19 protein-coding genes are annotated in these 20,198 nt (G+C 68.9%); 9 read left to right on the forward strand and 10 right to left on the reverse strand.

The window, feature by feature from the left end:
- Positions 1 to 25 precede the first annotated feature (25 nt).
- A complete protein-coding gene (locus tag RS883_RS07390; protein ID WP_315764356.1) occupies positions 26 to 1,177 on the reverse strand; it encodes an aspartyl/asparaginyl beta-hydroxylase domain-containing protein in 1,152 nt (383 codons plus the stop codon).
- A gap of 113 nt (positions 1,178 to 1,290) precedes the next feature.
- Here RS883_RS07390 and RS883_RS07395 point away from each other — a divergent pair, with 113 nt between their 5' ends.
- Genes RS883_RS07395 through RS883_RS07415 form a run of 5 tightly spaced genes read left to right on the forward strand, consistent with a single transcriptional unit; the run spans position 1,291 to position 4,545 of the window.
- Positions 1,291 to 1,998 carry a CoA transferase subunit A gene (locus tag RS883_RS07395; RefSeq protein WP_315764359.1) on the forward strand — a complete coding sequence of 236 codons (708 nt, stop codon included), beginning with the start codon at positions 1,291 to 1,293 and terminating at the stop codon, positions 1,996 to 1,998.
- Complete coding sequence (locus RS883_RS07400; RefSeq protein ID WP_315764360.1) at positions 1,995 to 2,852, forward strand: HAD family acid phosphatase; 858 nt, start codon at positions 1,995 to 1,997, stop codon at positions 2,850 to 2,852. Before RS883_RS07395 ends, RS883_RS07400 begins: the two co-directional genes overlap by 4 nt.
- On the forward strand, positions 2,849 to 3,160 hold the full coding sequence (locus RS883_RS07405; RefSeq protein ID WP_315764362.1) for a DUF5076 domain-containing protein: 312 nt from the start codon (positions 2,849 to 2,851) through the stop codon (positions 3,158 to 3,160). The genes RS883_RS07400 and RS883_RS07405 overlap by 4 nt, the downstream gene beginning before the upstream one ends.
- Positions 3,160 to 3,807 carry a 3-oxoacid CoA-transferase subunit B gene (locus RS883_RS07410; protein WP_315764364.1) on the forward strand — a complete coding sequence of 216 codons (648 nt, stop codon included), beginning with the start codon at positions 3,160 to 3,162 and terminating at the stop codon, positions 3,805 to 3,807. The genes RS883_RS07405 and RS883_RS07410 overlap by 1 nt, the downstream gene beginning before the upstream one ends.
- Positions 3,808 to 3,834: 27 nt before the next feature.
- Positions 3,835 to 4,545 (forward strand): hypothetical protein, encoded by a 711-nt coding sequence (locus RS883_RS07415; protein WP_315764366.1) that lies wholly within the window; start codon positions 3,835 to 3,837, stop codon positions 4,543 to 4,545.
- Here the strand turns inward: RS883_RS07415 and RS883_RS07420 are convergent.
- The 5 genes from RS883_RS07420 to RS883_RS07440 form a co-directional block, all read right to left on the reverse strand.
- Complete coding sequence (locus tag RS883_RS07420) at positions 4,542 to 5,006, reverse strand: cupin domain-containing protein (protein WP_315764369.1); 465 nt, start codon at positions 5,004 to 5,006, stop codon at positions 4,542 to 4,544. The genes RS883_RS07415 and RS883_RS07420 overlap by 4 nt on opposite strands.
- 4 nt (positions 5,007 to 5,010) lie before the next feature.
- A complete protein-coding gene (locus tag RS883_RS07425) occupies positions 5,011 to 5,442 on the reverse strand; it encodes a DUF5991 domain-containing protein (protein ID WP_315764372.1) in 432 nt (143 codons plus the stop codon).
- A 69-nt stretch (positions 5,443 to 5,511) separates the two neighbouring features.
- On the reverse strand, positions 5,512 to 6,741 hold the full coding sequence (locus RS883_RS07430; protein ID WP_315764375.1) for an MFS transporter: 1,230 nt from the start codon (positions 6,739 to 6,741) through the stop codon (positions 5,512 to 5,514).
- Positions 6,742 to 6,793: 52 nt separating this feature from the next.
- On the reverse strand, positions 6,794 to 8,308 hold the full coding sequence (locus RS883_RS07435) for a S10 family peptidase (protein WP_315764377.1): 1,515 nt from the start codon (positions 8,306 to 8,308) through the stop codon (positions 6,794 to 6,796).
- A 59-nt stretch (positions 8,309 to 8,367) separates the two neighbouring features.
- A complete protein-coding gene (locus RS883_RS07440) occupies positions 8,368 to 8,925 on the reverse strand; it encodes a DUF3237 domain-containing protein (protein WP_315764379.1) in 558 nt (185 codons plus the stop codon).
- A gap of 133 nt (positions 8,926 to 9,058) precedes the next feature.
- On the opposite strand from RS883_RS07440, the gene RS883_RS07445 reads away from it, so the two are divergent.
- Positions 9,059 to 10,396: an AarF/ABC1/UbiB kinase family protein gene (locus RS883_RS07445; RefSeq protein ID WP_315764381.1), complete on the forward strand. Its 1,338-nt coding sequence runs from the start codon at positions 9,059 to 9,061 to the stop codon at positions 10,394 to 10,396.
- Here RS883_RS07445 and RS883_RS07450 read toward each other — a convergent pair.
- The gene (locus RS883_RS07450) at positions 10,378 to 11,118 is read right to left on the reverse strand and encodes a glycosyltransferase family A protein (RefSeq protein ID WP_315764383.1); all 741 of its coding nucleotides are present in this window, start codon (positions 11,116 to 11,118) and stop codon (positions 10,378 to 10,380) included. The genes RS883_RS07445 and RS883_RS07450 overlap by 19 nt on opposite strands.
- Before the next feature lie 165 nt (positions 11,119 to 11,283).
- Positions 11,284 to 14,184, reverse strand: coding sequence for a TonB-dependent receptor plug domain-containing protein (locus RS883_RS07455; protein WP_315764385.1), 2,901 nt, complete (start codon positions 14,182 to 14,184; stop codon positions 11,284 to 11,286).
- 160 nt (positions 14,185 to 14,344) lie between these two features.
- On the opposite strand from RS883_RS07455, the gene RS883_RS07460 reads away from it, so the two are divergent.
- The 3 genes from RS883_RS07460 to RS883_RS07470 are packed head-to-tail and all read left to right on the forward strand — an operon-like array spanning position 14,345 to position 17,318.
- On the forward strand, positions 14,345 to 15,592 hold the full coding sequence (locus tag RS883_RS07460) for an extracellular solute-binding protein (RefSeq protein ID WP_315764387.1): 1,248 nt from the start codon (positions 14,345 to 14,347) through the stop codon (positions 15,590 to 15,592).
- Complete coding sequence (locus RS883_RS07465; protein WP_315764389.1) at positions 15,589 to 16,470, forward strand: sugar ABC transporter permease; 882 nt, start codon at positions 15,589 to 15,591, stop codon at positions 16,468 to 16,470. The genes RS883_RS07460 and RS883_RS07465 overlap by 4 nt, the downstream gene beginning before the upstream one ends.
- Positions 16,461 to 17,318: a carbohydrate ABC transporter permease gene (locus tag RS883_RS07470; RefSeq protein WP_315764391.1), complete on the forward strand. Its 858-nt coding sequence runs from the start codon at positions 16,461 to 16,463 to the stop codon at positions 17,316 to 17,318. Before RS883_RS07465 ends, RS883_RS07470 begins: the two co-directional genes overlap by 10 nt.
- Here the strand turns inward: RS883_RS07470 and RS883_RS07475 are convergent.
- Positions 17,315 to 18,394: an ABC transporter ATP-binding protein gene (locus tag RS883_RS07475; RefSeq protein ID WP_315764393.1), complete on the reverse strand. Its 1,080-nt coding sequence runs from the start codon at positions 18,392 to 18,394 to the stop codon at positions 17,315 to 17,317. The two genes, RS883_RS07470 and RS883_RS07475, sit on opposite strands and share 4 nt — an antisense overlap.
- A gap of 128 nt (positions 18,395 to 18,522) precedes the next feature.
- The gene (locus RS883_RS07480; protein ID WP_315764396.1) at positions 18,523 to 20,115 is read right to left on the reverse strand and encodes an isocitrate lyase; all 1,593 of its coding nucleotides are present in this window, start codon (positions 20,113 to 20,115) and stop codon (positions 18,523 to 18,525) included.
- Positions 20,116 to 20,198 lie beyond the last annotated feature (83 nt).

Consider the following 20,198-nt stretch of genomic DNA (forward strand, 5'->3'; position numbering starts at 1 on the left):
GCAGCGTTGATGCGTGGTTAAGGCGTCAGGCGTCGTCAGCAACGATGCCGTGCGCCTCGACCGCGCCGAGCAGCGCGGTGATCGCCGCGCGCTCGTCTTCGCCGATGTCGGGTCGCCAGACCTCGAACAACAGGACCACGCGGTCGCTGGTGCCGCGGTTCCATGCTTCGTGCTCGAAGCTGTCGTCGAAGATCAGGAGCTCGCCCTCGCGCCACTCGCGCGTGTCGGCGCCGACGCGAATGCCGCAGCCGGGCGGCACGATCAGCGGCAGGTGGCAGATCAGGCGCGTGTTGAAGACGCCGTGATGCGGGCGGATGTGCGTACCGGGGCGGAGCCGCGAGAACAGCGCCATCGGTGACCGTGTTCCGATCGCCGGCTGCGGTGCCTGTGTCAGTGCCGCCATCGTCGCCGGACATTGGTCGGCATGCACCGGATGGGGCTGCCCACCCTCGAACAGGTGCACCGCGCCCCAGGCGGGATCGTCGAGCAGGTGGTTGGCGGGCGCGGGCTGGTCCGGCGTCGACGCGACATAGGGCGCGAACGGCTCGCCATCGGCGAGGAGCGCCATCAGCTCGTCGCGGATCGCCGCGGTTGCCGCCTCCACGCGCGGCGCCCAGTCGAACTCGGCGCGCTCGAAGAAGGCGCGTTGGGCGAGGCCGGGATAATAGAACATCGACGGCTGTTGCACATGGAGCTCACGCCGGCCGAGCAGCAGCTCGATCGCCTCGCCGACGCGCGGCGGCACGTTGCCGGCGGTCAGGCCCGCATCGGTCAGCGTCGCCTCCATCGTCTCCGCGAAGCGGCGCGACGCGTCGGCGGTGAAGCGCTGCGCCTCCTCCAGCGCCGGGTGCAGCGAGGCGTGTGGCGGCGTATGCGCGGCGGCGTTGAAGGCGGTGCGATAGAAGCGGACCGCGGTGCGATCGTCGCCCGCGCGCCGCGCCGACGCCGCGCGCGCCAGCAATGCGGGCAGGTGGCGGGGGCTGAGCGCCAGCGCGGCGGAGAGCGCCGCCTTCTCGCCTGCGGCATCGCCCAGCCGCGCCTCGATCCCGGCGAGCATCGTCCAGCCATCGGCATCGGCGCCGGGCTCTGCCACGATCCGCCCGAGCATCGCCTTTGCGCCGACGAGGTCGCCGCCGCGGGCGAGGGACAAAGCGGAGGCGAGCGAATCGGTGACCATCGCCGCCGTTTAGAGCGCGGCGGCACGCGCACGGCAATCATCCGCGATTGCGTCCGCCCGCCCGGCTTTGTAGTCACCCGCCCGACGCCCCGACCAGCCCGAGGACCCCGCCGATGCAGAAGCTCTATCCCGATGCCGCCGCCGCATTGGACGGCCTGCTCCATGACGGCATGACGATCTGTGCCGGCGGGTTTGGCCTGTGCGGCATTCCCGAGCGGCTGATCGACGCGATCCGCGACCACGGCGTCAAGGATCTGACGATCGCCAGCAACAATGCGGGCATCGACAACGAGGGCCTCGGCAAGCTTCTCCGCACGCGCCAGGTCAAGAAGATGATCTCGTCCTATGTCGGCGAGAACAAGGAGTTCGAGCGGCAGTATCTCGCCGGCGAGCTGGATGTCGAGTTTTGCCCGCAGGGGACGCTCGCCGAGCGTTGCCGCGCGGGCGGGGCGGGCATTCCCGGTTTCTATACCAAGACCGGCGTCGGCACGAAGGTGGCCCAGGGCAAGGAAGTGAAGGTCTTCGACGGCGAGGAGTACATCCTCGAGCGCGGCATCCGCGCCGACCTGTCGATCATCAAGGGGTGGAAGGCGGACGAGATGGGCAACCTCATCTTTCGCAAGACCGCGCGCAACTTCAATCAGCCGATGGCGACCGCCGCCAATATCTGCGTCGCCGAGGTCGAGGAAGTGGTGCCGGTCGGCAGCCTCGATCCCGACGCGATCCATCTGCCCGGCATCTATGTGAAGCGGATGATCGTCGGTGCCCCGTACGACAAGAAGATCGAGTTCCGCACGGTGCGGAGCCGCGAGGCGGCGTGATCCGGATCGGTGCCCTGATCGTCGCCGGCATGCTCGCCGGGTGCGCGGCGACGCCGCCGCCCGCCGCGAGCCAGGCGGCGCCCGCCCAACCGGGGCGTCATTATCGCTGGCAGCTCGGCTCGGGTGAGGCGGCGGTGCTGTCGGCCCAGGCGCATCGGGCGATGGCGACCTTTGTCGCCGCGCACGCCAAGGGACCGGCGACGAGCGTGGTGCTGGCGTCCGGATCGACGCCCGCGGCGCCGCGCTTCGAGACATGCGGGGCAAAGCCGCGCGCGGTCATCTACGACATCGACGAGACGGTGCTGCTCAACACCGGCGCCAATTACGACAGCGCGGTGCGCGGCGACCCGCCCTTCGACCCCGCACGCTGGGCAAAGTGGGAACGGAACGGCGCGACCAAGGTCGAGGCGGTGCCCGGCGTCGTCGACGCGATCGCCGCGATCCGCGCGGCCGGCGTGACCGTCGTGTTCAACTCCAACCGCGATCGTGCGGCGGCAGCGCCCACCGCTGCGGCGCTCGCCTCTGTCGGGATCGCGGGCTCGGTGCCGGGCGACACGCTGCTCCTCAAGGGCGATGTCGCGCCCGGCTCGGCCAAGGATCCGCGCCGCGCCGCCGTCGCCGCGCGCTATTGCGTGATCGCGATGGCGGGCGACAATCTCGGCGACTTCGCCGACGCCTTCAACGACAAGTCGCTGTCGACGCCCGCCCGCCGCGCACTGGCGCAGAGCCCGGCGCTGACGCCGCTCTGGGGCAATGGCTGGTTCCTGATCCCCAATGCGCTCTATGGCGGCTGGGAGGGCGCGGGCTTCGACGACCTGTTTCCCGCCGACAAGCGCTGGAGCCCGGAGTCGTGAACGAGCCCAAGCATGCGATCAAGCTGGAGAATGGCGACACGCTGACCGACGCGTCGTCCGAGGTGGCGCGGATCTGGGTCACGGACGGGGCGGGCAGCAGCGTCTGGATCAACGCGGCGGTGCTCCAGGACCCGGAAGTGTTCGGCTATCTGATGGCGGACACGATTCGGCACGCCGCACGCGCCTACGCGCAGACCTGGGAGCTGGACGAGGACGAGGCGCTTCAGGCGATCGTCAACGGCAATTTTTCGGAGCTGCGCGACCAGCTTGGCGACATCGAGACCATACAAGAAGGGAAGCTGAACTGATGGCCTGGACCCGCGACGACATGGCGGCGCGCGCCGCGCGCGAGCTTCGCGACGGCTTCTACGTCAATCTGGGCATCGGAATCCCGACGCTGGTCGCCAACCACATTCCCGACGGCGTCACCGTGACGCTCCAGTCGGAGAACGGGATGCTCGGTATCGGGCCGTTCCCGTTCGAGGGCGAGGAGGATCCCGACCTCATCAACGCGGGCAAGCAGACGATCAGCGAGCTGCCGCACTCGGTCTATTTCAGCTCGGCCGACAGCTTTGCCATGATCCGCGGCGGGCATATCGACCTGACCGTTCTGGGCGCGATGGAGATCAGCGAGGGCGGCGATATCGCCAACTGGATGATCCCCGGCAAGATGATCAAGGGCATGGGCGGCGCGATGGACCTGGTCGCCGGGGTCAAGAAGATCATCGTCGTCATGGAGCACAACGCCAAGGACGGCAGCCCCAAGTTCATTCCCGCTTGCACGCTGCCGCTGACGGGCAAGAACGTCGTCGACATGATCGTCACCGACCTGGCCGTGTTCCAGCGCGTGGATCACGACAGCCCGTTCCGCCTGATCGAGCTTGCCGCAGGCGTCACCGCCGATGAGGTCGCGGCCAAGACGACGGCGAAGTACGAGGTGGCCGTCGCGGCCTGAGCACCGCCCCAACGAAGAGGTTCTGTGATGCGTATCCTGACCGCCGCGGCCGCCGCCGTGACGATCGCCGCCGCCATGCCCGCGGCAGCCGCCGACTATCCGGACATTCCAGAACCGATGGTGTTCGACATGATCCGGCCGCTCGGCGCCAAGAAGGGCGAGCTGGAGATCAACGCGCTCGCCACCACGCCGCTGTCGGGTCAGTCGCGGGTCGTCGAATGGGCGCCGGAGATCGAATATGCGGTCACCGACGGGTTCGCGATCGAGTTCGAGCTGCCGTTCGAAAACGCGCGCCTGACCGAGCTCAAGCTGGGTTTGCAGAAGACGTTCGGGACGATGGACAATGGCCGGATCGCGCACGGCGTCCAGTATCTCGGCATCTATGACCGGCACGACGACAGCGCGTCGCATGCCGTGCTCTACATGATCGGGCGGCGCCACAGCGAGAAGCTGAGCACGATGACGATGGTCGGTGTCGGCGACGTCCGCGTCGGGCAGCCCGAGAGCGAGGCGGGCCTGCTCGTCAACCACTCGACCTTCTATCACATTGCCGAGGACAAGGTTGCGGGCCTCGAGCTCAACTACAAATCGGGTCAGGACGGCGGCGTGCTGGCGATGCCGCAATATCATGGGTCGCTGGCGAAGAAGGTCGCGATCCAGGCGGGTGCGGGCGTCGACAAGCAGCGCGGCGCGAAGGCGCGGCCGGTGGCCGGACTGCGGCTGATCCGCGAGTTCTAGAAGGGCGCGCCGCTCACCGGATCGCGCTCGGGTCCGGGCACGGCGGCGATGCGCGCGCGGATCGCGTCGTCGGCCGCCTCGGTGACGATGTCCCAGTCCTGTCCCGCAGGATAGGCGCCGACGATGGCGAAGTCGTCGCTCGCGCGCTCGCATTTGTGGCCGGTGCCGGCGGGCAGCAGGATCGCATCGCCGGCCGCGATGTCGATCGCTTCGCCGCCCGGCCCGCCGACCGTTAGCGTCGCACGGCCGGCGTAGCAGCCGAGCACCTCGTGCGCGGTCGAATGGTAATGATGATAGTCGAACACGCCGTCCCGCCATGCCGGCGGCCATCCGTTCGTCCCGAACCGCGCCTCGAACGCTGAGGCGAGGTCGGGATCGTGCAGCGCGGCGCGATAGAGGCGGACCGGCAGCGCCGGATTGTTGGGGATGCCGCCGCGTGGCCCGAGCATCAGCCGCTGCATGCCGTCAGCCCTTGCGGAAATAGGTGCCGGTCTTTCCCTTGATCCCGTCGGGCTCGTACGCGCCCCAGCTCGTCACCACGCCGCGCGGGCCGCGGGTCAGCGTGAAGAGGGTGGCGCCGGGCTGATAGCGGGTGACGCCATACTGGTTCTTGATGCTGCCGTCGGCATAGCTCTTGAACGTGATCCGCATGCCGCCGCGCGTCGGGACGGCGGTGCAGCGGATATCCTCGTTCGACTGATAGCCCTGCGCCGTCAATCGGCAGCCGCCGCGGCCGCCGAGTACCAGACGATGCTCGACGCCGATGGAGATGCCCTTGCCCAGCGCGTCGCGGCCGAGATCGGCATCGAAGACATAGGTGCCGGTCCAGCCTGGCTGAGCCGCCAGCGGCGCCGCCGCGCCCATGATCGCCAGTGCCGCGATCGCCAGTCCACGCATCGAACCACTCCCTGATTGTTGCCAGTGAAGCCTAGGCCGCGGGAGAGAACGCGTGGCTGAACGCGCGGTTCATGCGGGCGACAGCCGGCCGCGCGTCTCCGGGATGGCGATGGCGAAGAAGACGAGGCCGATCGCCGCCACTGCCGCCAGCGTGACGAAGGCGGCGCCGAAGCCCGCCCACACGACGATCGCGCCGGCCAGGCTGGTGCTGAGCGCGCCGCCTAGGCCCTGTACGGTGGCGACGGCCCCTTGCGCGACGTTGAAGCGGCCGGTGCCGCGGGTGAGGTCGGCGATGATGATCGGGAACAACGCCCCGAAGATGCCGGCACCGATCCCGTCGAGCAGCTGCACGCCGAGCAGCCAGGCGGGCGCATCGAAGAGCGGATAGAGCAGGCCGCGCAGCGTCAGCATCGCGAACGCGGCAAGAAACAGCGGCTTGCGGCCCCAGCGATCCGTCCGCGCGCCGACGATCAGCGCGACCGGGATCATCACCACCTGTGCCCCGACGATGCACGCGGCGATAAGCGACGTCGCACTGCCGCTGCCGACGATCCGCGCGAGTTGCTGGCCGACCGTCGGCAGCATCGCGGCGTTGGACAGGTGGAACAGGAAGCAGGCGCCGGCAAAGGCGGCGATCGCGGGGTGGCTGCGCAGCGTCTGCCACAGTGATTGCGGCGGCCGTTCGTCCTTTGCCTCGCCCATCCCGCGCGCCACACGGTGATCGATCGCCTTGGGATCGATTATCAGCGTCGCGCCGATGCTGAGCAGCGCGAACAGCGCCATCAGCCAGAACACCACTTGCGGCCCGAAGCTGAAGGCGAGCACGCCGGCGAGGCCTGCCGACACCGCGTTGCCGGCATGGTTGAACGCTTCGTTGCGGCCGATGCGGCGGGTGAACAGTTTCGGCCCGACGATTCCGAGCGAGATCGCGGCGATGGCGGGGGCGAACACGGCGGCGGCGATCGCGGCGATCGACTGGCCGATGGTGACGAGCGCGAACCCCTCGACCAGCGGCAGCGACACGGCCGACAGCGTGACCGCGACCGCCGCGGCGATCAGCAGCGCGCGCTTGGCATGGACGCGGTCGACCAGGCCGCCGGCGGGTGCCTGGGCGATCAGCCCGGCAATCCCCGCGATCGTCATCACCGCACCCGCGCTCGCCTCCGACCAGCCATGCGACGGCCCGCGGACGGCGACGAGGTAGATGGCAAGATAGGGACCGAGCCCGTCGCGCACGTCGGCGAGCACGGCATTGAGCGCATCGAGCGCGATGAGCGAGCGGCGATGCGGAGGCGTCATGCGGGCGAGAACGCGCCGCACGCCCCCGCGGCGCGGCCCTTCGTCCGCTATGTCACCTTGCGCGGATGAAGGCGCGAATATCGCTCGACAATTTCTTCAGGTCGTCCTCACGCACGTACATCATGTGGCCAGCGTGGTAATATTGCCAGACGATCCGCCCATCCGTGGGGATGCCGGTGCGGTTGAGCGAGTATTCGGCGCCGAAAAAGGGCGTCGCGAAATCGTAATAGCCCTGGCCCACGAACACGCGCAGGCCCGAATTCTCGCGCATCGCGGTGCCGATGAACGGCGCGACGTTGAGATAGCCGGAGCCGCCGCGCGGCCCTTCACCGATGTTCCAGTCCCAGTCGCGCACCCCGCCGATCGAGGAATAGGTGAGGTCGGGCGAGTATTTCAGCCCCTCGCGCGACCACTGGTTCATCGCCGCGGTGTATGCGCCGTCGATCGCGTAGAAGCTGGGATCGTTGTCGGGGGTCTCGCCTGCATTGTCATAGTCGCGGCCGGTATAGCGCGTGTCGAGCCGGCCGATCACCAGCCCGCGATCGCGCAGCAGCTCCTTGTAGAAGCGGCTGGGCGAGAGGCGCAGGTCAGCGTTCGCGAGGTACGCCTGGCTGACGCCGGTGAAGCGCGACAGTTGCGGCAGGATCGCCTGACGCTCCTGCGCGCTCAGCGAATTGCCCTTGAGCAAGGCGGCGGCATAGGGGCCGATCGCGAACTGGCGCGCTTCCTCGACGAACGCCTCGACCGTCGCGGGCTTGTTCTGCACCTTGTCGTGGAACCAGGCGGTCGCCGCCATCGATGGGAGATTGGTGACGTAGCCGAGCTCGTTGCCCGGCGTGTCGGCGGCCTGGCTGAAGTCGAGAATCGAGGAGATCAGGATGATCCCGTTGATTGCGACGTCGGTGTACGACCCCTCCAGCTCCTTGATGACCGCGGCCGAACGCGTGGTGCCATAGCTTTCGCCGCCGATGAACTTGGGCGCGTTCCAGCGGCCATTCTCGTTCAACCACAGGCGGATGAACGCCGCCATCGACTTGGCATCCTTGGTGACGCCCCAGTAATCCTTGGGATCGGTCTTGCCGAGCGCGCGGCTGAAACCGGTGCCGACGGGGTCGATGAAGACGATGTCGGTGACGTCGAGCAGCGATTCGGTGTTGTCGACGATCGGATAGGGCGGGGCGCCGTCGTCGCGCGCATCCGACGGGATGACGACCCGCTTCGGCCCGAACGCGCCCATCTGGAGCCAGAGCGATCCCGATCCCGGCCCGCCGTTCCACAGGAAGGTGACGGGGCGGTTCGGGTCGACGGGCCCTTCCTTGATGTAGCTGTACGAAGTGATTGAGGCGAGCGGCTTGCCGTCCTTGTCCTTGAGGTACGTGTCGCCCGCGATCGCACGATAGGCGATGCGCGTGCCGCCGAAGGTGCCGCTGTGCCGGGTGATCGAGCGGATGGGCGCCGGAATCGTCGCATCGGCGGCGACATCCGCCTTGGCATCAGGCTTGTCCTGCGCGGCGAGCGGCGCGGCAACGGCGAGGGCGGCAAGGCAGGCGAGCGAACGAAACGACATCCGGATTTTTCCCCTTTGCCGCCGGTTATTGCCGCGAGACCGCCCCGCTGCAAGCGCGCTCAGGTCACGGCATAGACGCGGACGATCGCCTTGTTGGGCAGGCGCGCGCCGACGCAGATGAAGACCGTTTCATTGAGCCAGCGATGCGGCCCGTCACCGACCTCGAAACTCGGGCAGGCGCGGAAGTAATAGGCGCCGGGCGGCACGATCTCGCCCGCCATCATGCGCTGCATGACCGCGGGCGGCGCACGGCGCAGGCCGCTGTTCTGGACGGAGATCGCCTGGCCGTCGTCCGCCTTCAGCCAGTAATGCGCGAACACGCGGGTCAGGCCGTCGCCGGCGCGGATGCCCTGCCAGTCGGCCCCGCCCGGCATCACCCGGCCGTTGAGCCGCGGGCCTTTGACGGTGCCGCCGACGATCGGAACGATGCGGCGGCGGATGCCGTCGATCGTGCCCAGTTCCTCGATCGGGCCGAGCTCGACATCCGCCTGGAACACGAATTCGAGGCCGGGGGTGGGATAGTCGTTCATCGTCTGGGCTGCCTCCGCCAATGCCGGCATCGCCCCCGCCGCGGCGCCGAGTGCGAGCATCGTGCGCCGTTCGATCCCGTCTGCCATCGCCATCCTCCCCGCTATGTTGTTCCGGATAGCTATAGCGCCTCAGGTCGCGAAAGCCATGGTAGGGCGCTGAGGAATACCTTCCTTGGCCTTGGCTGCGGAACCGCATCGGGTCGCGCTTCGCTGTTGCCGCATGGCTCATGAAGAGAATGCGCGGCATCGCGCGGTGCCGAGCGGGCGGCTGGCCCGACTGGGCGGGTTCGGTCGGCTGGCGGGCGGCGTCGCCGGCGGCGTGCTGGCCGAAGGCGCGCGGCGGTTGGCGAGTGGGGAGCGGCCGAAGCTCGGCGACCTGATCCTCACTCCCGCGAACGCCGCGCGTGTCGCCGACCGGCTGTCGCACCTTCGCGGTGCGGCGATGAAGCTGGGGCAGATGATCTCGATGGACGCGGGCGATCTGCTCCCGCCCGAACTGTCGAGCATCCTCGCGCGGGTTCGCGACCAGGCATACCGGATGCCGCCGGCGCAGCTCGACGCCGTGCTACGCGCCCAATGGGGCGCCGACTGGCGCCGCCGCTTCCGCCATTTCGAGGCGGCGCCGATGGCGGCGGCGTCGATCGGACAGGTCCATCGAGCGACGCTGCCCGATGGCCGCGTGCTCGCGATCAAGGTCCAGTATCCGGGCGTCGCCGAAAGCATCGACGCCGATGTCGACAATGTCGCGGCGCTGCTGCGCGTCTCCGGCCTGCTGCCCGCAGGCCTCGACCTCTCACCCCTGCTCGCCGCCGCCAAGCGGCAATTGGCGGAAGAAGCGGACTATGTGCGTGAGGGCGAGCAGATGCGCCTCTATGGCCAGCGGCTGGCCGGCGACGCGCGATATGTCGTGCCCGCGCTCGAACCCACGCTGACGACGCCGCGCGTGCTCGCGATGAGCTTCGTCGAGGGACGGCCGATCGAGACGCTCGCCGACGCCGATCAGGCGACGCGCGATCGGGCGATGACGTCGCTCATCACGCTGGTGCTGCGGGAGCTGTTCGCGTTCGGGACGATGCAGACCGATCCCAATTTCGCAAATTACCGCTGGCAGCCGGAGACGGGCGCGCTGGTCCTCCTGGACTTCGGCGCGGCGCGGGAAGTGCCGGCGGAGACGGCGGACGCCTATCGTCGGCTGATCGCGGCGGGGTTGGCCCGCGACCTCGATCGCATTCGCGATATCGCGGTCGAGACGGGGTTTCTGGGTGAGGGCGCCGTCGCCGCGCACCGGTCCTCGGTCAACCGGATCATCGAGGCGATCGACGCCTCGCTCAACCGGCCGGGGTCGTTCGACTTCGGCGACCGTGCGTTCGTACCGGTGGTGCGCGAAGAGGCGCGGACGCTCGCCGCCGATCGCGCGACCTGGCACGTGCCCGATGCCGAAACCTTGTTCGTCCAGCGCAAGGTCAGCGGCACCGCGCTGCTCGCCGCGCGGCTGAAGGCGCGGGTCGACGTCCGCGGCCTCGCCGCAACGGCGGTGGGTCAGGCGTCCGCGAAATAGGGGTGGGCGAGGACGCGCTGCGCGTTGATCGCGCCGGCCGCGCTGTCGTTGACCAGCCGGTCGCCGGCCACCGTGCGATAAAGCGCGACCACCGCCTCGATCCGGGTGAACCGGCCGCCGGCCGCCGCGACGCGGGTGTAGAAGTCCCAGTCGTTGCAGTTTCGAAAGCTGGGGTCGAAGCCGTTGACCGCGAACACCGCGGTGCGCCGGACGATTGCCCAGCTCGGCCCGATCACGCCGCCGCTCGCCAGCGCGGTGCGAATGCAGCCGCCGTCCCAATGGCACTCCGGCGCCTGGGCGATGCCGTCGGCCTCGACCCGCGCGAAATGGCCGACGACGATGTCTGTGGTGGTCGACGCCGCGGCGCTCAGCAGCGCGCGGGCGGCACCCGGCAGCCACAGGTCGTCGCTGTCGAGAAAGGCGATCCAGTCCGACCGCGCCCGCGCCGCACCGGCGTTCCGCGCGTTCGAGGCGCCGCCGTTGCGCGGCAGCAGCACCGCCTCGACCCGGTCCGGATACTGGCGTTCGAGGGCGGCGATGACGGCGGCGCTGTCGTCCGACGATCCGTCATCGACGATGATGACGCGCGCGGGGGCGGGGTCCTGCGCGAGCACGCTCTCGACCGCGTCGGCGACGCTGTGCGCGCGGTTGTAGCACGGGACGACGACGTCATAGGCGGCAAGCGGCGGATCGGCCGCGAAGAGTTCGCTGATGGGCTGCATGCCCGAGCTATGTTCGTTGAAGCTGCGACGGGCAAGCGCTTGCTCCGTATCCTGCTCTGTTCCCCGGCGAAGGCCGGGGTCCAGTTGGTAGGCTTCCGAAATGAGCGCTGCGCCCGGTGACGAACGTCTCCCACCTGAACCCCGGCCTTCGCCGGGGTGCAAGGATTACCGCCGGTCGAGATTCACCTTCGCGCCCATGTAGAAGAAGCGCCCGATCGGCGAGATCGGCACGTTGGTCTCGAAGCCGATGTCGGGCTTCTGGTCGGCCAGGTTGTTGACGCCGCCATAGAGCGCGAAGTTCGGCTCGACCGCGACCTCGACGCGCACGTCGTGCTGCCACAGATCCTTGTAGCGGAAGTAGCGCGGATCGACATAGCTCGCCGCGCCGTCGGTCTCCTGCCGCGTGAAGCGTCGGACGCCGTTCTGCCAGCGCAGATTGTAGCTCAGCGTCACCGCATCCATCGTCCAGGTGGGCGAGAAGGCGGCGTTCCACTGCGGGCGGAAGATCGTGTCGACCTGGTTCTCGATCGCTGCGCCCGGCGTCGCGATCCGCTCCAGCCGGTCGAGATAGCCGCCGATCAGGCGCAGGTCGAAGCGGCCCATCGCCCCCGCCTCGAACGCATAGGCGGCGTTGAACTCCAGCCCGCGGGTGCGGAACGCGGCGACGTTCTGCGGCTGGACGGTATAGCCGTCGATGAACCCCGTGCCGCGCTGACGGCTGATCGACCGACAGAACGCGTTGTCGAGGTCGGGCTGGTCGACGCACAGCTCGGCCACGACGTTCGCATCGGGCGTGTTGATCGCGTCGCGAAGGTCGATGTCGTACCAGTCGACCGCGATCGACAGGCCGGGGACGAAGCGCGGACGCAGCACCACGCCCGCGGTCCAGGTCGTCGCCGTCTCAGCCCTCAGATCCGGATTGCCCGATTGGGTGCCGGGGATGAAGATCGTCGCATTGGGGTTGTTGGCGGCGGTGAAGGCGGCGTTGTTGCCGCCCAGTGAGCTGATGAGCGCCTGGCAATTGGCGGCGCGGAACTCGGTCCCATTACCCCGATTGCCGAGGTAGCACGGGTCGGAGAAGAAGTTGCTGGTGCCGGTGCGCGGCTGAAAGATCTCGCCGATGTTGGGCGCGCGGACCGACCGGCCATAGGAGGCGCGGAAGCTGATGTCCCTGACCGGCGCCCAGATGCCGTTGAACTGATAGGCGCGCGCCGTCCCGATCGTCGAATAGTCCGAGATGCGGCCCGCCGCGCCGAACGACAAGATCGACGCGAACGGCGCGTCGGCGAGCAGCGGTACGTTCAACTCGCCGAACGCCTCGCTGACGTCGAACGAACCGTCGGACGGCGTCGGGATGATGTACTCGTCATACTGGTAGAAGCGATTGTCGACGAGCGCCTGCGCCGGCCGGAAGCGGCTGGTCTCGCGCCGGTACTCGCCGCCGACCGCGAACTGCACGGGGCCGCCGGGCAGCGCGAAAAAGGCGCCGAAATCGCCGGTCAGCGTGGCGTTGGCGACCGACTGGGTGATGCGCGCATCGCTCGCCGGATCGCTGAGGTAATAGGCATAGGAAGCCGGATCGACGGTGGTGCCGCCGAACAGGTTGACCGGCACGCAGCCGTCCGCCCGCGCGGCGGTCGAGCGACAGACCGCACGGCCCGTGGCCGGATCGCGCACCGCATCGAGGGCGGCGGTGAAGCGGTCGGCCAGGCGATCGTTGCGTTTGATCGCCCGCACGTCGGTCTGGCCATAAGTATAGCTGACGTCGTAGCGTGCGTGATCCGACAGCCGGCCGGTCACGCTGGCGACGCCGCGCCAGGTGCGGCGGCGATCGGTCTCGCCGCGGCGGGGGATGTCGAAATTGTTGCGGCTGACGTCGATCGAGGTGAGGCCCTCGGCCTGCGCCGCCTGAAGGATCGAGGCGGGGATGAACGGATTGTCGAGCGCGATCGTCGCCGGATAATTGCCGCCGAAGCCGCTGAAGCTCGTCACCGTCGTCTCGACGAACTTGCCCTCCAGGTTGATCTGGAACGCGTCCGACGCCTCGTAGCGGGAGAGGATGTTGACCGCGTGGCGGCGCGTCGCGGGCAGGATGTCGCCGATATAGCCCGCGACCGGCGTGTCGTCGCCGCCGACCGAGTAGCCGTCGTTCACCAGCAGCGCGCCCGGCGTATAGAGCGCGCCGTCGCCGCGGAACACGCGGTCGCCGATGACGATGTAGCCCTGGTTCGAGCCATAGGGGTAGCGAAGGTCGCGCACCGGCACCTTCTGATAGCTACCGGGCCGCGCCGGATCGAAGTCGTTGGCGTTGACGAAGAACTGCCGCTGCGCCAGCGCCAGATAATCGCGGTCGTCGTTCGAGAGGGGATCGTCCTCGTTGAACTCGTAAGCGACCGTCAGATTGGCTTTGCCGCCGGCGAAGTTGCGGCCCGCGACGATCGATGCGAAGCGGTTGCCGGCGTCGCCGCGCTCCGAGATGCCCACCTGGCCGCGCGCGGCGATCCCGTCGAAGTCGCGCTTGAGGATGAAGTTGACGACACCCGAGACGCCGTCCGCGCCATAGATCGCCGACGCGCCGCCAGTCAGCACGTCGACCCGGTCGATCAGGTCGACGGGGATGGCGTTGATGTCGACCGCCGCCGTGTCCGGCTGCGCGGCGACATGCCGCCGTCCGTTGACGAGAACGAGCGTGCGCGCGGTGCCAAGCCCGCGCAGGTCGAGAAGATTGAGTCCGACCTGACCGAAGCTGCCGTCCGCCTGATTGCGTCCGGCGGTCCGCGTGCTGTCGAGCGAGTTGGTGAGCGCCGGCACGCGCTGGAGGAAGGTGGTGACGTTGGTGTTGCCCGACCGCTCGAGCGTCGCGGCGTCGAGCGAGACGATTGGATTGGGTGCGGCATAATCGGGACGGGCGATGCGCGATCCGGTGACGACGATGTCGTCGGCGGCGGGCGCGGCCGGCGTGGTTTCGGGCGAGGGCGGCGTTTCCTGGGCGAAGGCGGCGGGCGCCCACAGGAGCAGTGCTGCGCCGGCGAGTAGTCCGCCGCGCGTTGAAGTGCCGAACGCCATCTGATGGTTCCCCTTTGCGGCCGCCATGCGTTGCGCAGGTCGGGCCGAAGTCAGGAACGTGCCGGGAACGGAATGTTTCCGGCACGTTTCCGTACATCGCTATGGCGCGTCGATGTGCGACCTGCCACCCTGGTCTTATGGACCTGTTCGGACGCCCGATTTGATCGCCCTGAACCGGCGTGCGCTGCTTGGCGGCGGGGCCGCGCTGGCACTCGGCGGGTGCGGCGGGCGGCGGTCGGGCGGGCCGCTTCGTTTCTGGGCGACGGGTTATGAGGGCGATTACTCGCCGCTGTTGATGCCCGACTTCACCCGCGCAACCGGGATCGAGGTCGAGGTTCAGTCGCTGCCCGGCACCGCCGCGCACGAGAAGTTCCTGACCGCGTTCGCGGGCGGGGTGCTGCCCGACGTGTTCATGCTGCCGTCGGGCTGGGTGGGCGAGTTCGCGATGGTCGGCGCGGTGGCGCCGGTGCCGTCGCCCACGCTCATCGAGGACATGATGCCCGCCTCGCTGGAGATTGCGCGGGTGGGATCGCGCGACTTTGCCGTGCCGTGGTCGGCGGCGCCGCAGGTCCAGTATTTCCGGCGCGACATCCTGGGCGAGATCGGGCTTGCGACGCCGCCGGAAGACTGGGCGAACTGGCGGGCAATGGCGCGCGCGCTCAAGGCGCGGCGACCGGACGAGTATGTCATCCTCGCGCTGCTCAACTGGCCCGACACGCTGTTCTCGATGCTCTATCAGACGGGCACGGTGCTGCTGCGCGACCGCGACACGCGCGGCAATTTCCGCTCCCCGGAGGCGGCCGAAGCGTTCGCCTTCTATGCCTCGCTGTTCGAGGAGGGGATGGCGCCCCGCGCGCTCTCGACCGAGGTGCAGGATCCCTTCGCCGCCTTTGCCGAGGGACGCTACGCGATCTGGCCGAGCTGGCCGACTTTGCTCCTCGATCTCCACCGCCGGGAGGCCGAGCTGCCGCGCGAGCGCTGGGGCCTGTCGCGATTGCCGGGACCGATGGGGCCGGGGCCGGCGACGATGGTCGCCAACAGCCTGTGCGTCGCCGCCGCTACCCCGCGGCCAGCCGAGGCGTGGGCGCTGGTCCGCCACCTGACCTCCGCCCCCGCGGAGCTGCGCGTCCAGCGGCTGATCGGCAATCTGCCCGCCCGCGCCAGCGCCTGGGCCGATCCACAGATGGCGACGCCGCTGCTCCAGCCCTTTGCCCAGCAGATGCAGGCACCCGCGATCGCACCCAAGGTCGTCGAGTGGGAGCGCATCCAGAACGAAGTCCAGCTCGTCGCCGAGCGGATGGTGCGCGGGCAGCTGACGGTGGCCGAGGCGCTGACGACGATCGACACGCGGATCGACCGCATCCTCGCCAAGCGCCGCGCGCTGGTCGAGGCGGGGCGGATCGCATGACGCGGCAGGAACGCGCCGCCTGGGTCTTCGCCGGCCCCGTCCTCGCGGCGATCGCGGCGATGCTGGTGCTGCCGGTCGCGCTGGCGCTAGTGCTGGGGCTCACCGACTACAGTATCTATGCGCTGGCGGACGGCGGCAATCTTCGCTTCGTCGGGCTCGACAATTTCGCCGAGCTGTTCCGGACGCCGTTGTTCTGGCGAGCGCTCGCCAACACCGCGCTGTTCGCGCTCTTGGGCGTGCCGATGGCGATCGGTGCGTCGCTGTTCGCGGCGCTGCTGCTCAACGACGCGGCGGTCCGGTGGAAGCCGGTGTGGCGCGTCGCCTTGTTCGCGCCCTATGTCACCAGCGTCGTCGCGACCGCGATCGTGTGGCGGTTCCTGCTCAACACGCGGTTCGGGATCATCAACCATGCGCTGGGGATGGTGGGTATCCCGCCGGTCGACTGGCTGGGCGATCCGCGCGCGTCGATCCCGGCGATCCTGCTGTTCGTCACGTGGAAGATCTTCGGCTACAACATGATCGTCTTCACCGCCGCGCTGTCCGCCGTGCCGGGCGAGCTGATGGAGGCGGCGCGGCTGGACGGCGCGTCGCGATGGGGGCGGTTCCGCCACGTCACGCTGCCGGCGATCGGGCCGACGCTGCTGCTCGCCGCGGTGATGAGCGTCGCGGGCTTCCTCCAGCTGTTCGCCGAACCCTATGTGATGACGATGGGCGGGCCGGCACAAAGCACCGTCACCGTCCTCTACTTCATGTTCGACGAGGGGTTCCGCTGGTGGAACCTGGGTCAGGCATCGGCGACCGCGCTGATCCTGTTCGTCCTGATCTTGGGCGTGACCGCGATCCAGACGCGGGTCGGGCGACGGTATCAATGGCTGTGAAGCGGCGCACGATCCGCGCGGTGGCGGTCAACGGCGCGGCGGCGGCGCTTACCGGAGTCGTGCTGCTGCCGCTCGTCTGGATGGTGACGGTGTCGTTCATGCCGCGCGGCGCCTCCTCCCACGCGCCGCCGCCCTTCTGGCCCGAGCGGTGGAGCTGGGAGAATTATTACGAGCTGCTGGTCCGCCGCGCGATCGACGGGGCGTGGTTCGACTATCGGATCGTGCCGGCGCTCATCAACAGCCTGGGCATCGCCGCGCTCGCGACCTTGCTCGGGCTCATCCTGACGGTGCCCGCGGGCTATGCCTTCGCCAAGCTGCGCTTCACCGGGCGCGAGCGGCTGCTCAAGCTATTGATCGCGGCGTTGGTGGTGCCGGGGCAGGTGGCGATGCTGCCCTTGTTCCTGATGTTCAAGGAACTGGGGCTGGTGAACAGCTACGCCGGCGTCATCCTGCCCGGCCTGGCCGGCGTGTTCGCGGTGCTGTTCGTGCGCCAGGCGGTGCTGGCGATCCCCGACGAGATGCTCGACGCCGCGCGGATCGACGGGGCGGGGGAGGGGCGGATCTTCGTCTCCATCGTCCTGCCGCTGATCGCGCCGATCACGGTCACGCTGGCGCTGTTCATTTTCCTGGGAAGCTGGAACGACTTCCTCTGGCCGCTCATCATCCTGTCGGATCAGACTCGCTATACGCTGCCCGTCGCGGTCGCGGCGATCATGCGCGAGCATGCGGCGGACGGCGAGCTGATGATGGCGGCGTCGGTGGTGACGACGCTGCCGGTGCTGCTCATCTTCCTGCCGCTCCAGCGCTTCTACATCGGCGGGCTGCTGGGCGGCAGCGTCAAGGGTTAGCGGGGGAGGGCGTCGCCTGCGGCGTCGAACACCTGGACGCGGAACGGTTGCGCGCCGAAGCGGAGCCTTTCGCCCAGCGTGACCGCGCGGTCGCCGGGAAGCTGTGCGACAAGCGACCCGCCGTCCCCCGCGCCGAGATGCGCGAAGGAGAGCGGGCCGAGCCGCTCGAACAATTCGACCGCGCCGACGAAGGGCCCGTCGCTGTCGGGCTCCAGATGCTCGGGGCGGATTCCGATCGTCACCGGCGCCCCTACCGACCCGCCTTCGGCTCGCGCAATGCTGCGCAGCATCTGCCCGTCGGACAGCCGCAGGACGATCCCGCTGCCATCGACCGCGTCGATCGTCGCGGGGAGGAGGTTGATCCCCGGCGCCCCGATCGCCCGCGCCACCGCCAGGCTGGCGGGCCGGGCATAGAGGTCGAGCGGCGCGCCGACCTGCTCGACGCGGCCCGCGCCCATTACGACGATGCGATTGGCGAGCGTCATCGCCTCGAGCTGGTCGTGAGTCACATAGATCATCGTTGCGCCCAGCCGTCCGTGCAGCCGCGCGAACTCGTGCCGCATGCGCACGCGCAGCTCCGCATCGAGGTTCGACAGCGGCTCGTCGAGCAGCAGCACGCGCGGCTCGCGCACGATCGCGCGGGCAATCGAGACCCGCTGGCGCTGCCCGCCCGACAGCGCGGCAGGGCGGCGGTCGAGAAGGGGGGTGAGCTCCAGCGTCTCGGCGACCGCGGCCACCCGGTCGCGCACCTCGGCGCGGGGCCGGCGCGCGACCTTGAGGGGGAAGGCGATGTTCTCCGCGACGGTCAGGTGCGGGTAGAGCGCATAGGACTGGAATACCATCGCCAAGCCGCGATCGGCGGGGGCGGCGTCGGTCACATCCTCGCCGCCGATCAGCACGCGGCCCGCGCTCGGCGTCTCCAGCCCGGCGATCATCCTGAGCAGCGTCGACTTGCCGCACCCCGACGGCCCCACGATCACCGCGAACTCACCATCGGCGATCGACAGGTCGGTGGGCTCCAGCACCGTGGTGGTGCCGAAACGCTTGGTCAGGCCGCGGATGTCGACGGTCGCCACGTCAGGACGGCGTGGCTGGGCAGGGGGTCATGCCGCCACGGTGACGCTGCCGGCTGCGGCTGGCAAGCGCGCGAAACAGCCCGCCCCGTTTGGCACGGGACGGGCTGCCTTCCTCCCCAGGAAGTCGGTCAGGCCGCGAACTGGTTCATCGTGTTGTGCGTGCCGCCGGCCTTCAGCGCCGCCTCGCCCGCGAAATAGTCCTTGTGGTCGTCGCCGATGTCGGAGCCGGCCATGTTCTGGTGGCGGACACAGGCGATGCCCTGGCGGATCTCCTGCCGCTGGACGTTCCTGACGTAGCCGAGCATCCCCGCCTCGCCGAAATATTCGCGCGCGAGATTGTCGGTCGACAGCGCCGCGGTGTGATAGGTCGGCAGCGTGATAAGGTGGTGGAAGATGCCCGCCCGCGCCGCGGCATCGCGCTGGAAGGTGCGGATGCGCTCGTCGGCCTCCGCCGCCAGCTCGCTGCCGTCATAATCGACGCTCATCAGCTTCGCGCGGTCATAGGCCGAGACGTCGCGCCCGTCCTTGGTCCAGGCGTCGAACACCTGCTGGCGGAAGTTGAGCGTCCAGTTGAAGCTGGGCGAATTGTTGTAGACGAGCTTTGCGCCCGGCACGACGGCGCGGATGCGGTCGACCATGCCAGCGATCTGCTCGATGTGCGGCTTCTCCGTTTCGATCCAGAGCAGGTCGGCGCCGTTCTGGAGGCTGGTGATGCAGTCGAGGACGCAGCGATCCTCACCCGTGCCGGTGCGGAACTGGTAGAGGTTCGACGGCAGCCGCTTGGGCCGCATCAACTGGCCGTCGCGGTTGATGACGACGTCGCCATTCAGGCTCCCGGCATCGACCGGCTCGCAATCGAGGAAGCGGTTATACTGGTCGCCCAGGTCGCCGGGCTCTTTCGAGTAGGCGATCTGCTTGGTGAGGCCCGCGCCCAGCGAGTCGGTGCGCGCGACGATGATGCCGTCATCGACGCCGAGCTCGAGAAAGGCATAGCGGATCGCGCGGATCTTCTGGAGGAAGTCCTCGTGCGGCACGGTCACCTTGCCGTCCTGGTGGCCGCACTGCTTCTCGTCCGAGACCTGGTTCTCGATCTGGAGCGCGCAGGCGCCCGCCTCGATCATCTTCTTGGCGAGGAGGTAGGTCGCCTCCGCATTGCCGAAGCCCGCATCGATGTCGGCGATGATCGGCACGATGTGCGTCTCGTGATGGTCGATCGCGTTGAGGATGCGCTTTTCCTCGACCTCGTTCCCAGCCTCTCGCGCCTTGTCGAGGTCGCGGAAAAGGCCGCCGAGCTCGCGCGCATCGGCCTGGCGCAGGAAGGTGTAGAGCTCCTCGATCAGCGCGGGGACGCTCGTCTTCTCGTGCATCGATTGGTCGGGCAGCGGGCCGAAGTCGCTGCGCAGTGCCGCGATCATCCAGCCGGAGAGATAGAGGTAACGGCGCTTGGTGGTGCCGAAATGCTTCTTGATGGCGATCAGCTTCTGCTGACCGATGAACCCGTGCCAGCAGCCGAGCGACTGGGTGTAGGCGGCCGGGTCGGCGTCATAGGCGGCCATGTCGGCGCGCATGATCCCGGCGGTATAGCGCGCGATGTCGAGGCCGGTGGCGAAGCGGTTCTGCGCGCGCATCCTCGCCACGCCCTCGGGCTCGATCGCGGCCCAGGGCGCGCCGGCGGCGGCTATGGTGCGGGCGGCATCGGTAACGGCTTGGTGGTAGGTCATGGCACGTCTCGCTTCGTTGGCGTGCCCTCTGCCTAATCGCCGCCATTCAGCATCACGATGGCTGCTGTGCTTTTTTGACGTGT

The organism is Sphingomonas sp. Y38-1Y, from assembly GCF_032391395.1.
Lineage (GTDB): Bacteria > Pseudomonadota > Alphaproteobacteria > Sphingomonadales > Sphingomonadaceae > Sphingomonas.